The organism is uncultured Sphingosinicella sp. (assembly GCF_963974575.1).
In the GTDB taxonomy this organism is placed as follows: domain Bacteria; phylum Pseudomonadota; class Alphaproteobacteria; order Sphingomonadales; family Sphingomonadaceae; genus Sphingosinicella.
Genome location: NZ_CAXBBQ010000010.1, coordinates 106359 through 126011, shown reverse-complemented (window position 1 = coordinate 126011; position 19653 = coordinate 106359). Strand labels below are relative to the sequence as shown.

The 19653-nt window shown below is 65.2% G+C and carries 14 protein-coding genes and 1 tRNA gene; 7 read left to right on the top strand and 8 right to left on the bottom strand.

What is annotated here, in order from left to right:
• Positions 1-65 precede the first annotated feature (65 nt).
• The 4 genes from AAC014_RS16395 to AAC014_RS16380 all read right to left on the bottom strand — a co-directional run bounded on the left by AAC014_RS16395 (position 66) and on the right by AAC014_RS16380 (position 4666).
• Entirely contained in the window at positions 66-1286 is a 1221-nt protein-coding gene (locus AAC014_RS16395) for an integrase arm-type DNA-binding domain-containing protein (protein WP_339710623.1), read from the bottom strand.
• Positions 1287-1445: 159 nt separating this feature from the next.
• A tRNA-Glu gene (locus AAC014_RS16390) sits at positions 1446-1521 on the bottom strand.
• Positions 1522-1639: 118 nt separating this feature from the next.
• Positions 1640-3307: an MFS transporter gene (locus AAC014_RS16385; RefSeq protein WP_339710620.1), complete on the bottom strand. Its 1668-nt coding sequence runs from the start codon at positions 3305-3307 to the stop codon at positions 1640-1642.
• 18 nt (positions 3308-3325) lie between these two features.
• Positions 3326-4666: a DcaP family trimeric outer membrane transporter gene (locus AAC014_RS16380; RefSeq protein WP_339710617.1), complete on the bottom strand. Its 1341-nt coding sequence runs from the start codon at positions 4664-4666 to the stop codon at positions 3326-3328.
• 183 nt (positions 4667-4849) lie between these two features.
• On the opposite strand from AAC014_RS16380, the gene acs reads away from it, so the two are divergent.
• Both acs and AAC014_RS16370 read left to right on the top strand, forming a co-directional pair.
• Positions 4850-6811 (top strand): acetate--CoA ligase, encoded by a 1962-nt coding sequence (gene acs, locus AAC014_RS16375; RefSeq protein ID WP_339710615.1) that lies wholly within the window; start codon positions 4850-4852, stop codon positions 6809-6811.
• A 6-nt stretch (positions 6812-6817) separates the two neighbouring features.
• Positions 6818-7444 (top strand): response regulator transcription factor, encoded by a 627-nt coding sequence (locus AAC014_RS16370; protein ID WP_293782562.1) that lies wholly within the window; start codon positions 6818-6820, stop codon positions 7442-7444.
• Here AAC014_RS16370 and AAC014_RS16365 read toward each other — a convergent pair whose 3' ends face one another.
• Entirely contained in the window at positions 7445-10786 is a 3342-nt protein-coding gene (locus AAC014_RS16365) for a PAS-domain containing protein (protein ID WP_339710611.1), read from the bottom strand.
• 77 nt (positions 10787-10863) lie between these two features.
• On the opposite strand from AAC014_RS16365, the gene AAC014_RS16360 reads away from it, so the two are divergent.
• From AAC014_RS16360 to AAC014_RS16345, 4 genes are all read left to right on the top strand, one after another.
• A complete protein-coding gene (locus AAC014_RS16360; RefSeq protein ID WP_339710608.1) occupies positions 10864-11697 on the top strand; it encodes an MBG domain-containing protein in 834 nt (277 codons plus the stop codon).
• Positions 11698-11778: 81 nt separating this feature from the next.
• A complete protein-coding gene (locus tag AAC014_RS16355) occupies positions 11779-13548 on the top strand; it encodes an arylsulfatase (protein WP_339710605.1) in 1770 nt (589 codons plus the stop codon).
• Positions 13545-14567: a glutathione S-transferase gene (locus AAC014_RS16350; protein ID WP_339710603.1), complete on the top strand. Its 1023-nt coding sequence runs from the start codon at positions 13545-13547 to the stop codon at positions 14565-14567. Before AAC014_RS16355 ends, AAC014_RS16350 begins: the two co-directional genes overlap by 4 nt.
• Positions 14564-16207 (top strand): sulfatase-like hydrolase/transferase, encoded by a 1644-nt coding sequence (locus tag AAC014_RS16345; RefSeq protein ID WP_339710600.1) that lies wholly within the window; start codon positions 14564-14566, stop codon positions 16205-16207. The genes AAC014_RS16350 and AAC014_RS16345 overlap by 4 nt, the downstream gene beginning before the upstream one ends.
• Here the strand turns inward: AAC014_RS16345 and AAC014_RS16340 are convergent.
• The 3 genes from AAC014_RS16340 to AAC014_RS16330 are packed head-to-tail and all read right to left on the bottom strand — an operon-like array spanning position 16192 to position 18307.
• Positions 16192-17070, bottom strand: coding sequence for an SUMF1/EgtB/PvdO family nonheme iron enzyme (locus tag AAC014_RS16340; RefSeq protein WP_339710597.1), 879 nt, complete (start codon positions 17068-17070; stop codon positions 16192-16194). The genes AAC014_RS16345 and AAC014_RS16340 overlap by 16 nt on opposite strands.
• Positions 17070-17684 (bottom strand): TetR/AcrR family transcriptional regulator, encoded by a 615-nt coding sequence (locus AAC014_RS16335; RefSeq protein WP_339710594.1) that lies wholly within the window; start codon positions 17682-17684, stop codon positions 17070-17072. The genes AAC014_RS16340 and AAC014_RS16335 overlap by 1 nt, the downstream gene beginning before the upstream one ends.
• The gene (locus AAC014_RS16330; RefSeq protein WP_339710591.1) at positions 17681-18307 is read right to left on the bottom strand and encodes a methyltransferase domain-containing protein; all 627 of its coding nucleotides are present in this window, start codon (positions 18305-18307) and stop codon (positions 17681-17683) included. Before AAC014_RS16330 ends, AAC014_RS16335 begins: the two co-directional genes overlap by 4 nt.
• Positions 18308-18460: 153 nt before the next feature.
• Here AAC014_RS16330 and nhaA point away from each other — a divergent pair, with 153 nt between their 5' ends.
• Positions 18461-19651: a Na+/H+ antiporter NhaA gene (nhaA, locus tag AAC014_RS16325; RefSeq protein ID WP_339710589.1), complete on the top strand. Its 1191-nt coding sequence runs from the start codon at positions 18461-18463 to the stop codon at positions 19649-19651.
• The last annotated feature ends 2 nt before the right edge of the window (positions 19652-19653 follow it).

Sequence of the window (19653 nt, the reverse complement as noted above, 5' to 3'; positions counted from 1 at the left end):
CGCGGCGTTGCTGTTACCTCACCACTAGCACCACTCCCGCGCAGCGGGTTCGTGCATCGGCCCATTCAGGCCGCTCCGAACTTCGCCTTGATGACCTTTGCGCCATCACGGAGCCGGTCAAGGTAATCGGACCAGTGCTGCATCATGCGCACGCGCTCTTCCCAGTACTCGCCACGCGTGTAGGCTCGTCGTACGCCGTTGTTCTCCATGTGGGCCAGTTGCCGCTCGATGGCGTCGGCGTTCCAGATGCTCATTTCGTTCAGCAGCGTTGCCGCCATCGCCCGGAACCCATGAGCCGTCATCTCATCCTGAGCGTAGCCCAGACGCCTCAGCGCCGTATTCACGGTGTTTTCCGACATCGGGCGGCGCGGTGTATGAAACGACGGAAACACATACCGACCGTGCCCGGTGAGCGGCTTCAATTGGTCGATAAGTGCCAGCATCTGCCGCGACAGCGGCACGCGATGCGCACGGCGCATCTTCATCTTTTCGGCCGGAAGCACCCACAGCGCCCTGTCGAAGTCGAACTCAGACCACTCGGCCTGACGCAGCTCGCCCGGCCGCACGAACATGTGCGCGGACATCTCCAGCGCAATTTTCGTGATGGTATGACCCGCGTAGCCGGCGATGGCCCGCATAAGAACACCCGCCTCGGCCGGATCGGTGATCGCAGCAAGATGCTTGACCTTGGGCGTCACCAAAGCACCACGCAGGTCCGCCGCGACATCCCGATCAGCGCGGGCCGTGGCAATGGCATAGCGGAACACGCGGCTGATGACACTGCGCATCCGCTTGGCGCTTTCATAGTGCTTTGCCGCTTCGATGCGGCGGAGCACCAGAAGCACTTCCTGCACCCCAATCTGGCAGATCGGCCGATTCGCAAGCGTCACGTAGGCCTTGTCGAGAAGCCAGCGGTTCTTTGCGAGCGTGACCGGCGATAGGCCTTCGCGCTCGTTCTTGAGGAACCACTCCTCGGCAACGGCACGGAACGTGTTGCTCGCGGCAAATTCGGCGCGCATCTGCTCCAGCTTGCGCTCCTCGGAGGGGTCGAGCCCGGCGGCGAGGTGTCGCTTGGCCTCTTCCCGCTTCTCACGTGCCTCGGCGAGGCCAATGAGCGGCCACTCTCCGAACGACAACGTGTTCTGCCGCCCCATATACGCGTAGTTCATCCGCCACAGACGCGTCCCGCTCGGCTTCACAAGCAGGTAGAGCCCGCCGCCGTCGCCGAGCTTGTAGGGCTTCTCGCGCGATTTCGCGTTGCGGACCGCCAGCGCCGAAAGTCGCATGGTACCTCCTTCAGGAGGGCAACTCGATACCAAGAAAAGTACCATGAACTTGACGCGGCATGGTATCGATTTGCCCGAACTCCTGCGGACACCATAGCAAAAATAATGCAGAAAAACCAGTCACTTGGCGGACGAAAATGGACGTCCGTGGACGGTATCTGGTGACCCCTACGGGACTCGAACCCGTGTTTTCGCCGTGAGAGGGCGACGTCCTAGACCGCTAGACGAAGGGGCCACGGGCGGCAGAGCCGCTTGCGAAGGCGCGTGACTTAGGCGGGCCGCTTGTCGGAGTCAAGCGGGCAAGAAATGGGCGGCGATGCTGCCATCGCCGCCCGGTTTCACGTGGGGTACGTTTACTGGTCGATGTTGCGGCGGAAGGTTTCCGGCAGGAACAGAAGCCCGACCACGAGCGTGATCACTGCCACCACCACCGGATACCAGAGGCCGTAGTAGATATCGCCCGTCGCCGCGACCATCGCGAAGGCGGTGGTCGGCAGGAAGCCGCCGAACCAGCCGTTGCCGATGTGATACGGCAGCGACATAGAGGTGTAACGGATGCGGCTGGGGAACAGCTCCACCAGAAGCGCCGCGATCGGGCCGTACACCGCCGTCACGAGCAGCACGAGAAAGAACAGTATCGCCACCACCATCGGCTTGTCGATCCGGTCCGGGTCCGCAGCAGCCGGGTAGCCGGCATCGCCGAGCGCACTCTTCACCTGGGCCTGGAAGGCGGTAATCGCCTCCGCGCGGTCCGCGCCCGTCACAGCGGCCGCGTTCGGCGCCGCGATGGTCGTGCCGCCAATGTGGATTTCGGCGACGGTACCCGCGGGCGCCTCCACGTTCTTGTAGTTGAGACCGGCCTTCGCGAGATAGGCCTTGGCAATGTCGCAGCTTGAGCTATCGAACTTGTTCTTGCCGATCGGATCGAACTGGAACGAGCACTCGTCCTGATTTGCTGTCACGCTGATCGGAGCCGCCGCCTGCGCTGCCGCAAGCGCCGGGTTCGCCGCCTTCGTGAGCGCACCGAACAACGGGAAGTAGGTGAGCGCCGCGATCAGGCAGCCGGTCAGGATGATGGGCTTGCGGCCGATCTTGTCGGACAGCCAGCCGAAGAAGATGAAGAACGGCGTGCCGAGCGCAAGCGCGATCGCGATGAGGATGTTGGCGGTCGCGCCGTCCACCTTCAACGTCTTTTCAAGGAAGAATAGCGCGTAGAACTGGCCTGTGTACCAGACCACTGCCTGCCCCGCGACCGCACCCATCAGCGCGATCAGTACCCACTTCAGATTGCCCCACTTGCCGAATGCCTCGGTGAGCGGCGCCTTCGAGGTGGTGCCCTCGTCCTTCATCTTCTGGAAGACCGGGCTTTCGGAAAGCTGCATGCGGATCCACATCGAAACCGCGAGCAGGATGATCGAAACGAGGAACGGAATCCGCCAGCCCCAGTCGGCGAAGGCTTCCTCGCCCATGAAGGTGCGGATGCCGATGACGACGAGGAGCGCGGCGAACAGGCCGAGCGTCGCCGTGGTCTGGATCCAGCTGGTGTAGAGGCCGCGCTTGTGGTTGGGTGCGTGCTCGGCGACATATGTCGCCGCACCGCCGTATTCGCCGCCGAGCGCGAGGCCCTGCAGCAGACGGAGCGCAACAAGGATGAAGGGCGCGGCCACGCCGATCGTGCCATAGGAAGGCAACAGGCCGACCGCGAACGTCGACAGACCCATGATGCCCATCGTGACGAGGAACGTGTTCTTGCGCCCCACGAGATCGCCGATGCGCCCAAAGAAAATGGCGCCGAACGGCCGCACCGCGAAACCCGCCGCGAACGCTGCGAGCGCGAGGATGAAGCCCGTGGTCTCGTTGACGCCCGAGAAGAAGTGCGACGAGATGTAAAGCGCCAGAAGGCCGTAAAGGTAGAAATCATACCATTCGAAAACGGTGCCCAGCGACGATGCGGCGATGACGAGCTTTTCGTTCTGCGTCGCCTTATGGTGCTTGGGGATGCTGTCGTAAGCGGTTGCCATGTCCCTGTTCCCTCTCCCTCAGAAATTATATTTGGCTGCAAATTCCAGACGATTGAGCTGTCCTGCAAGTCCGTTCAGCAACTCGCGTTCGCCGTGGCGGTATTCGACGCCGAGATCGAGCGCCTTCACCGGCGACCAGAACAGGTTTGCGGCAAGGCTCCACGCCTTGTCGTTCGCCGTGAGCGGCGCCGGCGAAGGATAGCTGGCGTTCTGGTAGCCGGCCATGAAGGTGGAGCGCAGCGTTGGGGTCCAGCCGAGCTTCAGGGCAGCGAGCGCCGCGAAGGTCTTCACCGTTTCCAGCTCGCTCCCCGTCAGGCTGTCGTACACCGCGTCGGGGGCGAAGTTCAGGCCGACGTAGCGGCCGATGCCGTCTCCGTAGGTTGCCATGAAGCGTAGGTCGTGGCGCTTTTCCGGCCCGAACATGATCTTGCCAGCGGCGCTGATGCCCCAGGCGGCGGCCTTGTCGGAGACGGTGCCGTTATCGACCGACAGTTGGCGGAACAGTCCGGCGAGAGAGAGTTCGCCGAAGGGGGCGGTGTAGGTGAGGCGTGCCGCGAAGTCGGGGAGGCGATCGTCGTCGTTTTCCGTAAGGGTGGGGGAAGTAGACGAAATAGTCGCGGACTCGGCGTTTTCGGCGGAGACGCTGAGCGCCAGGGCAGGTGTCAACTTCGCCGTGTAGCGGACGAGCGGCTGGCGGACGAAGACGGTGCCTTCGGTGGGGCCGACGAAATCCGTGCTCTCCGGGAGTGCGCCGACATACTGGAAGGTCGACCAGTCCTGGCCGACGAGGAGATTGTCGAACTGGACCCAGGCGCGGCGCAGCGCGAGGTTGTAGCCGTTTGTCGTGCGCTCCGACCCCTGCGTGCCGGGAGAGGTCTGGAAATCGGTTTCGAGATAGCCCTTCAGCGTGTGGCCGGAGACGTCGGTCGAGAGGTTCAGCCACAGGCGCGTCTGCTTCGCGGAGAAATCGCTGTCGGTGGATTCACGCGTGCCGCCCACGGGGATCGCCTGCGGCAGATAGAAATCGCGGCCGAGCGAATTCCCCGCGACGTCGCCATCGTCCCAGCGACTGAACGTCGCGACGGTTTTGAGGAAGCCGCCGATCTTGATGGTGGTGCCGCCGACCTTGAAACCGTCCGCAGGTGACGGCGATGCCTTGGCGCGGGTTTCGGCGAGCTCGCTACGGAGCGAGGCGTTTTCCGCGCGGGTGGCTTCAAGTTCGCCGGTGAGCGCCGCCATGCGGCTCTCGATCGCGCTCATGCGCGCTTCAATGTCGGGGGTTTCGGCGAAGGCCGGCCCGGCGACGAGGGCGATCAGGGCAACGCCGGCGCACAGGCCGGGCCGCGAACGCGTGGTCATGGCAATCCTCCCAGTGGCGGCCGATCCCCTGACAGGACTGTGCCGACGCTGCTGAGCATCGCGCTGGCCGGGCAGCAGGAACACCCCGACGATGGTCGAATGCGGCTACGACCATGGTCGAGGATGCGCGGCGGGGTGCCCCTGCCCTATGTGCTGCCCCAAACAGAATGGGAGGAAATCATCATGGCCAGTCTTGCCGCATCCGCAACCGGCGCATCCGCGACATACCCCGTGCCGGCCGAATGGCGCGCGCGCGCCATGATCAAGCCGGACATCTATGACGCCTTTTATGCGGAAGCGGCGCGCGATCCCGACGCTTTCTGGAAACGCGAGGCGCAGCGGCTGGACTGGATGACGCCGTTCACAGCAGTGAAGAACACGTCATTCAACGAGGCCGACTTCGGCATCAAGTGGTTCGAGGACGGCGCGCTCAACGTCTCCGCCAACTGCATCGATCGCCACATGGCTGAGCGCCCCGACGCGATCGCCATTATCTGGGAAGGCGACGCCCCCGACGACAGCCGCATCATCAGCTATCGCGAGCTGCACGACGAAGTGTGCCGGTTGGCGAACGCGATGAAGGCGAACGGTATCCGCAAGGGCGACCGCGTAACGATCTATCTGCCGATGATCCCGGAAGCCGCAGCCGCCATGCTCGCCTGCGCGCGCATCGGCGCGATCCATTCGGTGGTGTTCGGCGGCTTTTCGCCCGACAGCCTCGCCGGGCGCATCACCGACTGCGATTCCCAGCTCGTCATCACCGCCGACGAAGGCCTGCGGGGCGGCAAGCGGGTGCCGCTGAAGGCCAATGTCGACGAAGCGCTGACGCACTGCACGAGCGTTGAAACGGTGATCGTGGTGCGCCGCACCGGCGCGGACATCGCGATGAAGGACGGCCGCGACATCTGGTATCACGATGCCGTTGCCGCCGCCACGCCGGACTGTGCGGCCGAGGCGATGAACGCCGAAGACCCGCTGTTCATCCTCTATACGTCCGGCTCCACCGGAAAGCCCAAGGGCGTGCTGCACACCACCGGCGGCTATCTCGTGTGGGCATCGATGACGCATCAGTACGTGTTCGACTATCGCCCCGGCGAAGTCTTCTGGTGCGCGGCGGACGTGGGCTGGGTGACGGGCCACACCTATGTCGTCTACGGCGCGCTCGCGAACGGCGCGACGACATTGATGTACGAAGGCGTTCCGAACTACCCGGACTTCAGCCGCTTCTGGAACATCATCGACAAATACCAGGTGGAGATCTTCTACGCCGCGCCGACGGCGCTCCGCGCGCTGATGCGCGAGGGCGACGACTGGGTGACGCGGACGAGCCGCAAGTCTCTGCGCCTGCTCGGCAGCGTGGGCGAGCCGATCAACCCGGAGGCGTGGGAATGGTATCACCGTGTCGTCGGCGAAGGCCGCTGCCCGATCGTCGATACGTGGTGGCAGACGGAAACCGGCGGCGCGATGATTTCACCGATGCCGGGCGCAACCGATCTGAAACCCGGCAGTGCGACGAAACCGCTGTTCGGCGTGAAGCCGGAACTCGTGGATGCAGAGGGCGTGGTGCTGGAAGGCGCCGCCGAGGGCAATCTTGTCATCACTGATAGCTGGCCGGGACAGGCACGCACGATCTGGGGCGACCACGAGCGCTTCTTCCAGACCTATTTCACGACCTACGCGGGCAAGTATTTCACCGGCGACGGCTGCCGCCGCGACGGCGACGGCTATTACTGGATCACGGGTCGCGTCGACGACGTGATCAACGTGTCCGGGCATCGTATGGGCACCGCCGAAATCGAAAGCGCACTTGTCGCGCACGCGAAGGTCGCGGAAGCGGCCGTCGTCGGGATGCCGCACGACCTCAAGGGCCAGGGCATCTATGCCTACGTGACCCTGAACGCCAACGAGACCGGTGACGATGCCCTGCGCCGTGAACTCGTGCAATGGGTGCGCCGCGAGATCGGCCCCATCGCGACTCCGGACGCCATCCAGTTCGCGGCTGGCCTCCCCAAGACGCGATCGGGCAAGATCATGCGGCGCATCCTGCGCAAAATTGCCGAAGGCGACGTCTCCAACCTTGGCGACACCTCGACGCTCGCCGATCCTTCGGTGGTTGCGAACCTCGTCGGCAATCGCCAGAGTTGAACCTGCATGGCAGGCGAGAGCATCCTGATCGCGGACGACCACCCCCTGTTTCGACAGGCGCTCTCGCTCGCTGCCACCCGCGTCCGCCCAGCCGCGCGCATCATCGAGGCGGGAACGCTCGACACGGCGTCGCGCGCGGCGGAGGCGAACGCGGACATCGCGCTCATCCTGCTTGATCTCAACATGCCGGGCGCGACCGGCTATTCAGGTGTTGCGCTGCTCCATGCCGAGCGGCCGGGCGTGCCGATCCTCGTGGTCTCAAGCGCGGAAGCTTCGACCGCGGCGGCGGAGGCGCGGCGCTTCGGCGCCGTGGGTTTCGTCAGCAAGGAAAGTGACCTCGGCACGATCGAAAAGGCCATTGCGAACGCGCTTGCCGGGGAAACCATCGCCGCGCCCGCGAGCGGCGAACTCGACGATGTCGCAGCGCGTGTCGCGGCACTGACGCCGACCCAGCTTCGTGTGCTTCTCGGCGTTCTCGACGGACGGCTCAACAAGCAGATCGCCTTCGACCTCGGCATTACCGAGGCAACCGTGAAGGCGCACATGACCGTGATCCTGCGCAAGCTCGACGTCGGCAACCGCACGCAGGCGGCGCTTGCGGCACGCGCGCTTGGTATCGGTATCAAACACTGATCAGGCGGCGCGGGTTTCTTCCGCCGCGCCCGCAAGCCACGCATCGAGCGTCGTCGCCGCAAGCGGCTTTGCGAGCACGGAAATGCCGAGCGCGGCGGCGCGGCGCGGCGTTTCGGGGCTGCGGTCCGCCGTGACGAGCGCGGCGCGGAGGCCGGGATGGCGCGCGCGCAGCTGGGCGATCAGATCGATACCGTCCATGTCGGCACCGAGCTGGAAATCGACGAGCGCAACATCGAACGGGCCTTCCTGTGCAAGCGCAGCCTCGGGATCGTTCGCGGTCGTGACACGGTGGCCCCGGCTGGTGCCGAGCACGGTCATCGCCTCGCAGACAGCAAGATCGTCATCAACGACGAGGAGATGCAGCGGCGCCGCGTCTATCACCGAAACGGCCTTGTCATCCTCACGCAGCGGCGGCTCCGCGTCCGCGAGGTCGAAGGTGACGCTGAAGCGACTGCCCCTGCCCTGCACCGATGCAAGATCGACCTTCGCACCGAGATGGCGGGCGGCGCGATCGACGATGGCGAGGCCGAGCCCGACGCCCGCCTCACCACCCGTGCCGAGGCGCTCGAATTCGCGGAAGATCAGATCCTGCTTGTCTTCGGGAATGCCTGCGCCGGTATCGACGACATCGATGCGGGCCCGGCCGCCGCGCCGCCGGGCGCCGACGACGATGCCGCCGTGGGCTGTATAGCGGATGGCGTTCGAGAGGAGATTCTGGACGATCGAGCGGAGCAGCGTACGGTCTGTTTCGAGCGTCGCATCGATACCACCGATACGGAGCGTCAGGCCTTTTTCGGCTGCCATCGGGTGGAAGGTCTCAGCGACTTCCAGGAGGAGCGGTTTCAAGGGGAAGCTTGTGATCGTCGGGATAAAGCCGCCTGCATCCAGCTTCGAGATGTCGAGCAGCGTGCGCAGAAGCTGCTCGGCGGCATCGATCGACTGGTCGATGCGATCGACGAGCACATGGCTGCCGCCGCTCACCTCGCGGTCGAGCGCGGCGGCGAACAGCCGGGCGGCGTGCAGCGGTTGCAGCAGATCGTGGCTTGCGGCGGCAAGGAAACGCGTCTTCTCGCGCGTTGCCTGCGCAAGCGCGACATTGGCCTGCGAAAGCTCTGCAGTGCGCTGTTCGACACGGATTTCAAGTTCAGCGCGCGACTGTTCGAGCGCGGTGCGCGCCTCGGCCTCTGCCGTGATATCGGTGAAGCACATCACGTAGCCGCCGCGCGGCATCGGGCCACCGACGGTCTTTATGACGCGGCCATCGGGGCGAACGCGTTCGAAACTGTGGCGGCTGCCGCGCTGCATGTGATCGAGGCGGCGTTGCACATGATCGTCGACCTCCCCGGGGCCACATTCGCCGCGCAGCGCATTGTGGCGAATGAGCTCGGCGACCGGCGCCCCCACACGCACCATGCCGGGCGGATACTCGAACAGGTCGAGATAGCGGCTGTTCCACGCCACGAGATTGAGATCGCTGTCGATCACGCTGACACCCGGATCGATATGTTCGAGCGTGGCGGCGAGCAGATCTTTCGAGAATTGCAGGCTGCCGCTGCTTTCATCGAGCATCAGCGCAACGTCGCTTGCGGTGAACGTCGATCCCGAAAGCGCCGAGGCGACAAGCGCGCGCGCGGACGGGGCGCCGACGACGCCCGCGATCATGCGCTCGGCCATCTGCGCGGACGCACGCCCGACCGGAACACCTGCGGGCGCGTCGCCGAACGCAGCCGCCGTGCGCTCGGTGCCCACGAAGCGCTCCACGAGATTGGCGAGCCCCGCGAGATCGGACACGCGCGCCACGCCATCCCCGAAATCGAACGACACGCGCGCCGAACGGATACGCCGCGCCGCCACGATCGCATGAACCGCGATATTGAGCCCGAGGCTCCAGAGCGTGCCGTGGACGAGCGGGCTGAGCCCTTCGATGCCGAGCAGCGCGTTGGGATCGGCGAGCGTTCCGGCGAGCGGCGCGATGCCTTCGGCGCCGACGACGGCGGGGATGAAAAGCGTGTAGACCCAGAGCACAAGGCCGGTCGAAAGCCCCGCCTTCGCCGCCGTCGCATCGCGCCCGGCGCGGCTGACGGCGAGCACGAGGCTTGGCGCGAACTGCGCCATCGCCGCGAACGCGATAAGGCCGATCGCGGCGAGCCGCTCGCCCGCCGGAATGATCTGCGTGTAGGCAAGCGCGCCCGCCATCACCGAGGCGATGACGATGCGCCGGATCGTGAGCATCACGCGGCCGAGATTGGCATCGTTCGCCCAGCGCGGACTGCGCAGCAGAAGCGGCGCGATGAGATCGTTTGAGACCATCGTGGAGAGCGCGACGGATTCGACGATCGCCATGCCCGTTGCCGCCGAGAAGCCGCCGATGAAGACGAGGATGGCGAGCGCATCCGCCCCTGCGGCGAGCGGCATGTCGAGCAAGAGCAAATCCGCGCTGGTGCCCGCCGGAACGAGCGCGGTCGCGGCAAGGGCGATCGGGATGACGACAAGCGACGTGACGACGAGATAGGCGACAAACGGCAGGCGCGAGCGGCGGACATCCTGAACGGACGCAGCCTCAATCACGCCGATGTAGAACTGGCGCGGCAGACAGACGATCGCGGCCATCGACAGCAGCGTGACGACAAGGAATTCGATGCCGATTCCGGCGGGCGCGAAGTTCTCGCCGAGCGCTGCGAGGCCGGACGCGCGGACCGGGGCTTCGAGGCCCATAAACATCACCCCCGCGAACACGCCCGCCGCGACGAGCGCGGTGAGCTTCACGAGCGATTCAACGCCGACGGCGAAGAGAACGCCGTCGTTGCGGCCCGCCGCCTCGTAACGCCGCGTGCCGAACAACATCGCGAACAGCGCCAGCATCGCAGCGGTAAATCCCATGACGAGGCCGGGACTGCCGGTGCCGGTGAACTCGGCGAAACTGGTGCCGACGGAGCGCAGCTGCAACGCGAGATAGGGGATCGTGCCGAGCAGCGCGAGCAGCGTGACCAGCGCCGCGACCGTACGGCTCTTGCCGAAACGCGAGCCGATGAAATCGGCGATCGAGGTGGCGCCCTCGCGCTGGACGGTTTCGACGAGACGTTCCAGGAAACGCCGGCCGAACAGATAGATGAGGATCGGCCCGAGATAGATCGGCAGATACAGCCAGCCGTCCGCCACCGCGCTGCCGACCGCGCCGTAGAACGTCCAGCTCGTGCAATAAACCGCGAGCGCGAGCGTGTAGGCCGGAATCCGGTAGCGCGGCTTCAGCCAGCGGCCGCGCCGGTTTTCCGCCCAGTAGGCGAGCGCGAACAACGCGGACACGTAGGCCGCGGCGATCGCGAACAGAACCAGCCCGTCCATATGGGCGAAACCTCCCCGGAATTGCCCGGAATTTGAGAGGATTCACAGGGCAATGCAAGCAATGCTATAAAGCGCCCATGCACATCTTCATCTGTTCGCCCGATGAGAGACACCGAATTCACAACCCGGACCCGACCCCCCGCCCGGAAAGCCGATCTGCGACAATTGTACGATTGCATAATTTCCGGTCGGACGGCACAGGGTCCGCAATCAGGCCGAATGGCCGAAAAACCGCCAACGAGGCGCTGGCCGCCGATCGCAACGCCGGAACCGGCAAGAGCGTGACCGTGGGCGGGGTTTCGCTGTCGGGCGAAGATGCGGGCAATTACGACCTCGCTCTGGACGATGGCTTGCTCGACGGCCTCACGACGGACGTTTCCGCGAAGGCGTTGACGGTGGTTGTCGACGACCAGTCTCGCGCGCGCTTCCTGCCCAATCCGGCCCTCACCTATCACCTGATCGGCCTCGCCGATGGCGACGACGCCTCGGTGGTGAGTGGTGTGACGCTGCTTACGGACGCGACAGGCGAATCCCTCGTCGGACAATATGCGATCGAAGCGTCGGGCGGATCGGCGCCGAATTATGTGCTCGCTTACACGCCAGGCACGCTCACCGTGACCGGCCACCTGATCCCGCCCTACGATCAGGACCGCATCCTGCACGTGCCCGGCAGCCTGAGCGGCAGCGACGGTTTCGGCGGCCTTGTTTCGATTGCGCTGACGCCCACGCTGCATACGCTTTCCGGCTATGCGGACGAGGCTGCGCTCTCGGGCGGCGACGATAGCCGGGGGCCGTTCTGTTCCGATCCGGGGAACAGGAGCCGTGGCCAGCGCCTGTTGCCGCACCTCCAGCTCAACATGAACGGCCGCGCGCTCTACTGCCTCGGCAGACCCTCACGTTTTGCGCAATAGACGCGATAAATTGACAGTCGTAGTGACATATGTTGTGTGACCGCCGGAACGTAACGGTGGGTCAAACAGGGGACAGTGTCGATGCGGCTGGGAGGGCTGCGCTATTGGCTTTGGGCTGGCTTTGCCGCTATGGCAGCCGCCGCGCCGGCGCATGCCCAGCAACAGCCGGTTCGTCCCAATTTCGTGCTGATCCTTGTCGACGACGCGGCGCTGATGGATTTCAGCAGCTACGGCGGCGAGGCGCGAACACCCAATATCGATCGGCTTGCGCGCGCGGGCGCGCTGTTCACCCACTACCGCACCTCTCCCCTGTGCGCGCCATCCCGCGCGATGCTGCTGACGGGGATCGACAATCACCTGAACGGCGTCGCCACCATTCCCGAGGTGCTGCCGCCCGAACATGCGGGGAAGCCCGGCTATGGCCTGCGGCTCGAACCCGATACGATCACGGTTGCGGAGCGGCTGCGCCGGGCGGGCTATCGCACCTACATGACCGGCAAATGGCACCTCGGTAGCGGCAAGGGCGAACTGCCGCCGTCGCACGGCTTCCAGAAGTCGTTCGCGCTCGATGCTTCCGGCGCGGACAATTGGGAACAGAAACCCTACATGCCGTATTACGATACGGCGCCGTGGTTCGAGGACGGCGAACCGGCAACGCTGCCCCCCGACTTTTATTCATCCGAATTCATCGTCGACCGGATGATCGACTATCTGGCGGATGAGGACGCGAACACGCCGTTCTTCGCCTATGTGGCATTTCAGGCGGTGCATATTCCGGTTCAAGCGCCGCGCGCCTACACGGCACATTACGAGGCGGTGTACGACAAGGGCTGGGACAGCATCCGCGAGGCGCGCTGGCAGCGCGCGCAGGCGATGGGTCTGATCCCCGAAGGTGCGCCGCTCGCAGCCAAGCCCGCCGGTCTGCGGGAATGGAAGACACTTCCGGGCCCAGAGCGGCGCCTGCTTGCGAAGAGCATGGCGGTCAACGCAGGCATGATCGAGGCGATGGATCACCACATCGGCCGTCTGATCGCCTATCTCGACACGCGGGGCGTGCTGCAGAACACCGTTTTCGTCGTCACCTCCGACAACGGGCCGGAACCCAATGAGCCGATCAACCAGCGGGGCTTTCCGCTGTGGATGCGGATGAACGGCTACGACCAGAATCTGGACAGGCTCGGCGAGAAAGGCTCGTTCGTTTCAATCGGCCCGGAGTGGGCGACGGCCGCGGCTACGCCGCACAGCCTGTTCAAGTTCTACGCCTCCGAAGGCGGACTGCGCGTGCCGTTCATCATGTCCGGCCCGGGCATCGCCGCCCAGCCGCGCGTTTCTGCCGCTGCATTCGTCACCGATGTTGCGCCGACGCTGCTCGACATCGCCGGTATCCAGGGCACCGGCGGCAGGGCGATGACGGGGCGCAGCCTATGGCCCGTGCTGAGCGGTGCGGCGGATCATATCTATTCTCAGGACACCCCCATCGGCATGGAGGTTTCCGGAAACGCTGCGCTCTATCGCGGGGACTTCAAGCTCGTGCGCAACCTGCCGCCCTATGGCGACGGCACGTGGAAGCTCTACAACCTCGCAGACGACCCCGGCGAAACGCGCGACCTCGGCACCGCCGAAGCGGCGCGAGTCCAATCCATGCTCGCCGACTACCAGGCCTACGCGAAATCCATGGGCGTGCTGGATATCCCGGAAGGCTACGATCCGTTCCGACAGATCACGCTCAATACACGCATCAAAATGTTGAGGCATTACAGATGGGCACTCGGTGGAATCCTGCTTGCACTCATGACCGCGATCGTCGTTGCCGTATGGCTTTTCAGGAAACGCAAATGGAGGCGCGCTTGACCCAACCGCTCAGGCTACTGGGCGCTCCCGGCTCGCCCTATACGCGTAAAATGATCGCGCTGCTGCGCTATCGCCGCATACCCCACGCAATCCTTTGGGGCAGCCATAGGCAGCCGCCGGAAGGCCTTCCGCCACCGAAGGTGAAGCTGCTGCCGACGGTGTATTTTCCCTTGGCTGACGGCACGCTGGAGCCCGCAGTGGATTCCACGCCGATCATCCGGCGGCTCGAGGCGGAGCATGGGGGCCGTGAGGCCATTCCTGCCGATCCGGTTCTGTCGTTCCTCAATCACCTGATCGAGGATTATGCGGACGAATGGCTCACCAAGGCCATGTTCCATTACCGCTGGGCATTTGCGGAAGATGCCGCGAACGCCGCGCCGCTGCTCGTATTCTGGACAGCGCCGACAATGCACGCGGAAACCGCCGCACAGACGGCGGACACATTCGCCGATCGGCAGATCAGCCGACTTCACATGGTCGGTTCGAACGACACGACAGGAGAAACGATCGAGCGCAGCTACCGGCGTTTCCTCGCCGTTCTCGATGCGCTCATTTCGGGGCGCGGCTACGTGCTCGGCGCGCGGCCATCTTCTGCGGATTTCGCCATTCACGGGCAGCTCGCACAGCTTGCCGTGATCGAGCCGACCTCTGCCGCGATCGCCGCGCAGATTGCCCCGCGCGTGCGTGCGTGGATCGACCGCGTCGAGGATCTCTCCGGCGTCGAGCCGGACACCGCCGATTGGTTCTCGCGCGACGAGATAACCGCACTGCGTCCGCTGCTCTCTGAGATCGGGCGGGTTTATGCGCCGTTTCTGATTGCAAACGCGAAAGCGATGATGACGGGCGCAGAGCTCGTGCAGACCGAAATCGACGGGCGCGCTTGGATGCAGCCGGTCTTCCCCTATCAGGCGAAATGTCTGCAGTGGGTAAGGGAGGCTTTCGCGGCGCTGGGTGAGGATGATCAGGCCACGGTGCGGACACTCCTCGACCGCACCGGATGCGAAGAGCTTCTGCGGTGAAAAGACGGTCGGTCCTCGTCGCCGCGGCACTTCTGATCGTGCTCGCTGCGGCGGGGTGGCTGAACCGCAAGGCGGTGATCCTTTGGCTGGTCACCACGCTCGCCAAGGATCGCGGCATCGCACCCTACAGCCCGGTCGCGTGGAACGAAGGACCGGCGGCGGCACCCGCGGGAGAGCGTCCGCCGAACATCGTCTTCATCCTCGCCGACGATCTTGGCATCAACGACATCTCGGCGTTCGGCGGCGGTGTCGCAGGCGGGCGTGTGGCGACGCCGAACATCGACCGGCTCGCGAAGGACGGCGCGCTGTTCGCGCAGGCCTATGCGGGCACGGCGAGCTGCGCGCCTTCGCGCGCCATGATCCTGACCGGCCGCTATCCCACACGCACGGGCTTCGAGTTCACGCCGACACCGGACGGCATGGGGCGGATGGTGTCGATGTTTTCGGACAACAGCCGCTCCGGGTTGCCCCCGGCCGACTGGAACCGGGAGGCGGACGACAAGGTCCCGCCCTTCGACGAACAGGGTCTGCCGGGCTCTGAAATCACCATTGCCGAAATTTTGAAGGGCGCCGGCTATCACACGGTCCACATCGGCAAGTGGCACCTCGGCAGCGGCAAGGAATTCGGTGCGAACGCGCAAGGCTTCGACGAGAGTCTGCTGATGGCGAGCGGACTGCATCTGCCGGAGGACGATCCCAGCGTTGTCAACGCACGTGTCGATTTCGACCCGATCGACCGCTTCCTGTGGGCGCGGATGCAATATGCCGCCTCGTTCAACGAGGGGCCGCTGTTCGCGCCGGGCGGCTACCTTGCCGATTACTGGACCGACGAGGCCGTGAAGGTGATCCGCGCCAACCGCAACCGGCCGTTCTTCCTCTATCTGGCGCATTGGGGCGTGCACACACCGCTGCAGGCGACGCGCGCCGATTACGAGGCAGTCGGCGATATCAAACCCGATCGCCTGCGTGTCTATGCCGCGATGGTGCGGTCACTCGACCGGAGCGTAGGGCGCGTGCTCGCTGCACTGAAAGACGAAGGACTCGATGAGAACACCATCGTGGTGTTTTCGAGCGACAACGGCGGTGCGGGCTATATCGGCCTCCCGGACGTCAACGCGCCCTATCGCGGCTGGAAGCTCACCATGTTCGAAGGCGGTATCCGCGTGCCGCTGTTCATGCGCTGGCCCGCCCGGATCGCGCCCGGCACGCGCGTGGAGCGCCCCGCCGGGCATATCGATTTGATGCCCACCTTCGCCGCCGCGGCGGGCGCGCCGCTTCCTCCCGGAGTCGCCATCGACGGCATCGACCTGCTCGCCGAAGCCCCGGCGCGCGCTGACGATGCGCTCTTCTGGCAGAGCGCTTATTATCGCGTCGTGCGGCAGGGCGACTGGAAGCTGCAGGTGACCGAGCGGCCGAAGAAGACGTGGCTGTTCAACCTTGCCGCAGACCCGACCGAGAAGACCAACCTTGCAGACCGCGAACCGGCGCGCGTCGCGGCGATGACGGCGCTGCTCGATGCGCACCGCAAGGCCGGGCGCGCGCCGCTATATCCGCACACGATCGAGGCACCGGTTGCGATCGACAAGACACTCGCCGAACGTGTCGGCCCGGGGGATGAACTTATCTACTGGCCCAACTGAGACGGTGCGTCCTTGGCGATGCGGAAGCCGACGTGGCTTGCGGAGAAGCGCACCTCCTGCGGCTGGCGCGCGGCGGGACGGTAGCGGCGACAGAAGTTCTCCGAACAGAGATAGGAGCCGCCCTTGATTGTCTGCGTGCCCTCGCCATAGGGCGTCTCGGTGATTTCCCAGACGTTGCCGATCATGTCGTAAAGGCCGATGCGGCTCGGCGGGAAGCAGCCGACCGGCGCGCGGCCGGCGAAACCGTCTGCGGCTTTCTGGTCTTCGGGAAACAGGCCTTGCCAGGTATTGGCGACCGGCCGCGCACCGGGCGCATAGGCACCCGCCTCCTGATCGCCGCCCTTCGGAAGACCGAGCGAGGCGGCATATTCCCACTCGACCTCGGTCGGCAGACGCCCGCCCGCCCACGCCGCATAGGCAGCCGCATCGGCGGGAGAGACATGCACGACGGGATCGCGGCCGCGTCCGGCGATATTCGAGCCCGGCCCTTCCGGCGTGCGCCACGTCGCGCCCCGCACCAGCTTCCACGGCCGGCTCTCGCCGCCTTCGGGCGCCGTGAACACCGCCGATCCACCATCGGCGTCGTCTGCCGTGCGCTCGGCATCGGTGAGATAGCCGGTGGCCTTCACGAACGCCGCAAACTGATCGTTCGTGACCTCATGCGCTTGAATGCGGAACGCGCCGACATACAGCGCCAGCTCGGGCCGTTCCTCCGGATAGCGCGGCGCGGCGCCCTTGATGAAGCGCCCCTCGGGCACATCAACGAAAACGCCGAGCCTGTCCGCGGGAATGCCGCACGCGGCATCCTCTCGGTGCGTGCCGCACGCCGACAGCACCACCAGCGCAATAACAACCGCGCGCATCAGAGGCCGAGCAGCCGTTCGACAGCAAGCCGAACCGCAGCCTCCGCGTCTTCGGGCGAGAGGTTCTGATCATGCCGCAGGCGCTGCCAAGACTGGAACCCCGTCACCATTTCGAGCGCCGCGAACAGCGCCGGGTTCGACTGGATCTCGGCGGGCAGGATCGCCTGCAGGGCCGCACGTTCCATGATGAGAAAGCGCTTGTGCGCATCCATCAGATATTCGGACTGGAACCGGCGCGCGTGCGCCGCGCTCTTGAACGGCATCAGACGCTCGTAGATGCGGGCCCGGCGCGTCACGACCTCGCAGGCCCTGCCCTGCCAGTCGCGCGCTTCGAACTGCGTCATCACCATCGGCAGGATTTCCGCTTCGATCTGGGCGTTCAATTCGCGGTAGAGGCTGTCCAGCTCCTCGAAATGCCGAAAAACCGTACGCGCCGAGACACCCGCCGCGCGGGCCACACTCGTGGCATTGGGGTCCATGTCTCCACCCTCGATCACGGCGCGCATCGCGGCGACGATCTGCGCACGGCTTCGCTCGCTGCGCAGCCGGCGGCCGTCCACAGCGTCCTCGCCGTGCGGCACCAGCCGGGTGACGTTCCCCACGCTTTCCGTCATGACGGCACCGCTGCGCCCCAGCTTGCAAAGCCCGCAAAGCGCGGTGTCGACGGCAAATACATGGTTTCGAGGCGGTCAACGCGAAAGCCGCTGTTTACCAGCATCGCGGCCGGTTGGCGCGTCAGATGACAGCCGCCGAAAACACGCTTCCACACAGGCTCGATCCGCTGCTGCCAGCGCGCAACGTCCGCATCTGGCGCGAGGCCATGCTCGGAAAACAGCACGCGCCCGCCCGGCTTCAGCACGCGGCGCACTTCCCTGAGCGCGCTTCCCCAGTCCGGGATCGTGCACAGCACGAAGGTGATCACCGCCGTATCGATGCTTTCGTCTTCCAGCAGCAGATTCTCCGCCCCGGTCTCGTGAAATTGCACGCGATCCGTGATCGCGGTGTGTCGCGCCGTCTCGCGCGCACGCGCGACCATGCCGGGCGCAGGTTCCACCGCATGGAGCCGCGTGACGCGCGCGGGATCGTAAAAAGAGAAATTCGTCCCTGAACCACACCCGAGTTCGAGCACTGCCCCCGCAGCTTCCGGCACGACCTTCGCGCGCTGCCGCATGACCGGCTTCGACGTGCAGGCGCATGACACAATCGCCGGCACGGCATAACGATCCCAAAGACCCATTATTATATCTCCTTGCACGGATAGTCGGACACCCGGCGCGCGCGGGCAAGCAGCATATTTCGGCAGGCCCGAGGTTCGGTTTGGGGTTTTCGCTCCCGGCCCGCTCCTGTAACCCCATTCGGAGCGCATAGTGAACGTTGCGGACGAGGTAAGATGATAGACGATCTGCGCACTCTGGTGATCGAACGCCCACGGTCGGCGCTGCGCGAGTTCCTGCGGACGGAATCCGCCGGCGGCATCGTGCTGATGGCGGCTGCGGCAGCGGCACTGATCGTGGCCAATTCGCCGCTTTCGGACACGTATTTCAGCACGCTCAAGGCCTATGTCGGTCCGCTTTCGGTCAGCCACTGGATCAACGACGGGCTGATGGCGATCTTCTTCCTGCTCGTCGGGCTGGAAGTGAAGCGCGAGCTTCTGGACGGCCAGCTTTCGACGTGGGAGCGCCGTGTCCTTCCCGGCGCGGCCGCGGCCGGCGGCATGATCGTGCCCGCGCTCATCTTCGCCGCATTCAACATCGGTGATGCCGCCACGATTCGCGGCTGGGCGATCCCGTCTGCCACCGACATCGCCTTCGCGCTCGGCGTCCTCACGCTGCTGGGGCCGCGCGTTCCCGTCTCGCTGAAGGTGTTCCTGACCGCCGTCGCCATCATCGACGACCTCGGCGCCATCGTCATCATCGCGCTGTTCTACACGGCCGAGCTCAATCTGGCCGCGCTTGTGGCGGCGGCGCTGCTGATCGCGGTGCTGTACGGTTTCAACCGCTTCGGTATCCGTACGCTCTGGCCCTACCTGATCGTGGGCGCGGGCGTGTGGACGGCGATGCTGCTTTCGGGTGTTCATGCGACGCTCGCGGGCGTTGCGGTCGCGCTCACCATCCCGCTGACACAGACGCCAACCCACATCGACGACGAACACTCGCCGCTGCACAGGCTCGAACATGCCATCGCCGGCTGGGTTGCGTTTGCGATCGTCCCGATCTTCGGCTTCGCCAACGCCGGGCTTTCATTCACGAACGTGACCGCCGAAATGCTCGTCAGCCCTATCGTTCTTGGAATCGCCCTTGGCCTCTTTGTAGGCAAGCAGATCGGCGTATTCGGTGTGATCTGGGCGATGAAGAAGCTCGGCCTTGCCGACTATCCGATCCACGCCTCCGGCGCGCAGGTCTATGGCGTGGCGCTGCTCTGCGGCATCGGCTTCACGATGAGCCTGTTCATTGGCGGGCTCTCGTACGCCTCCGACATCTATCTCGACGAGGTGAAGCTCGGCGTGCTCGGCGGCTCGCTCCTGTCAGGCATCATCGGTGCGGTTGTATTGTCGATCGCGCGCCGGGAACCGGCGCCGTAAGC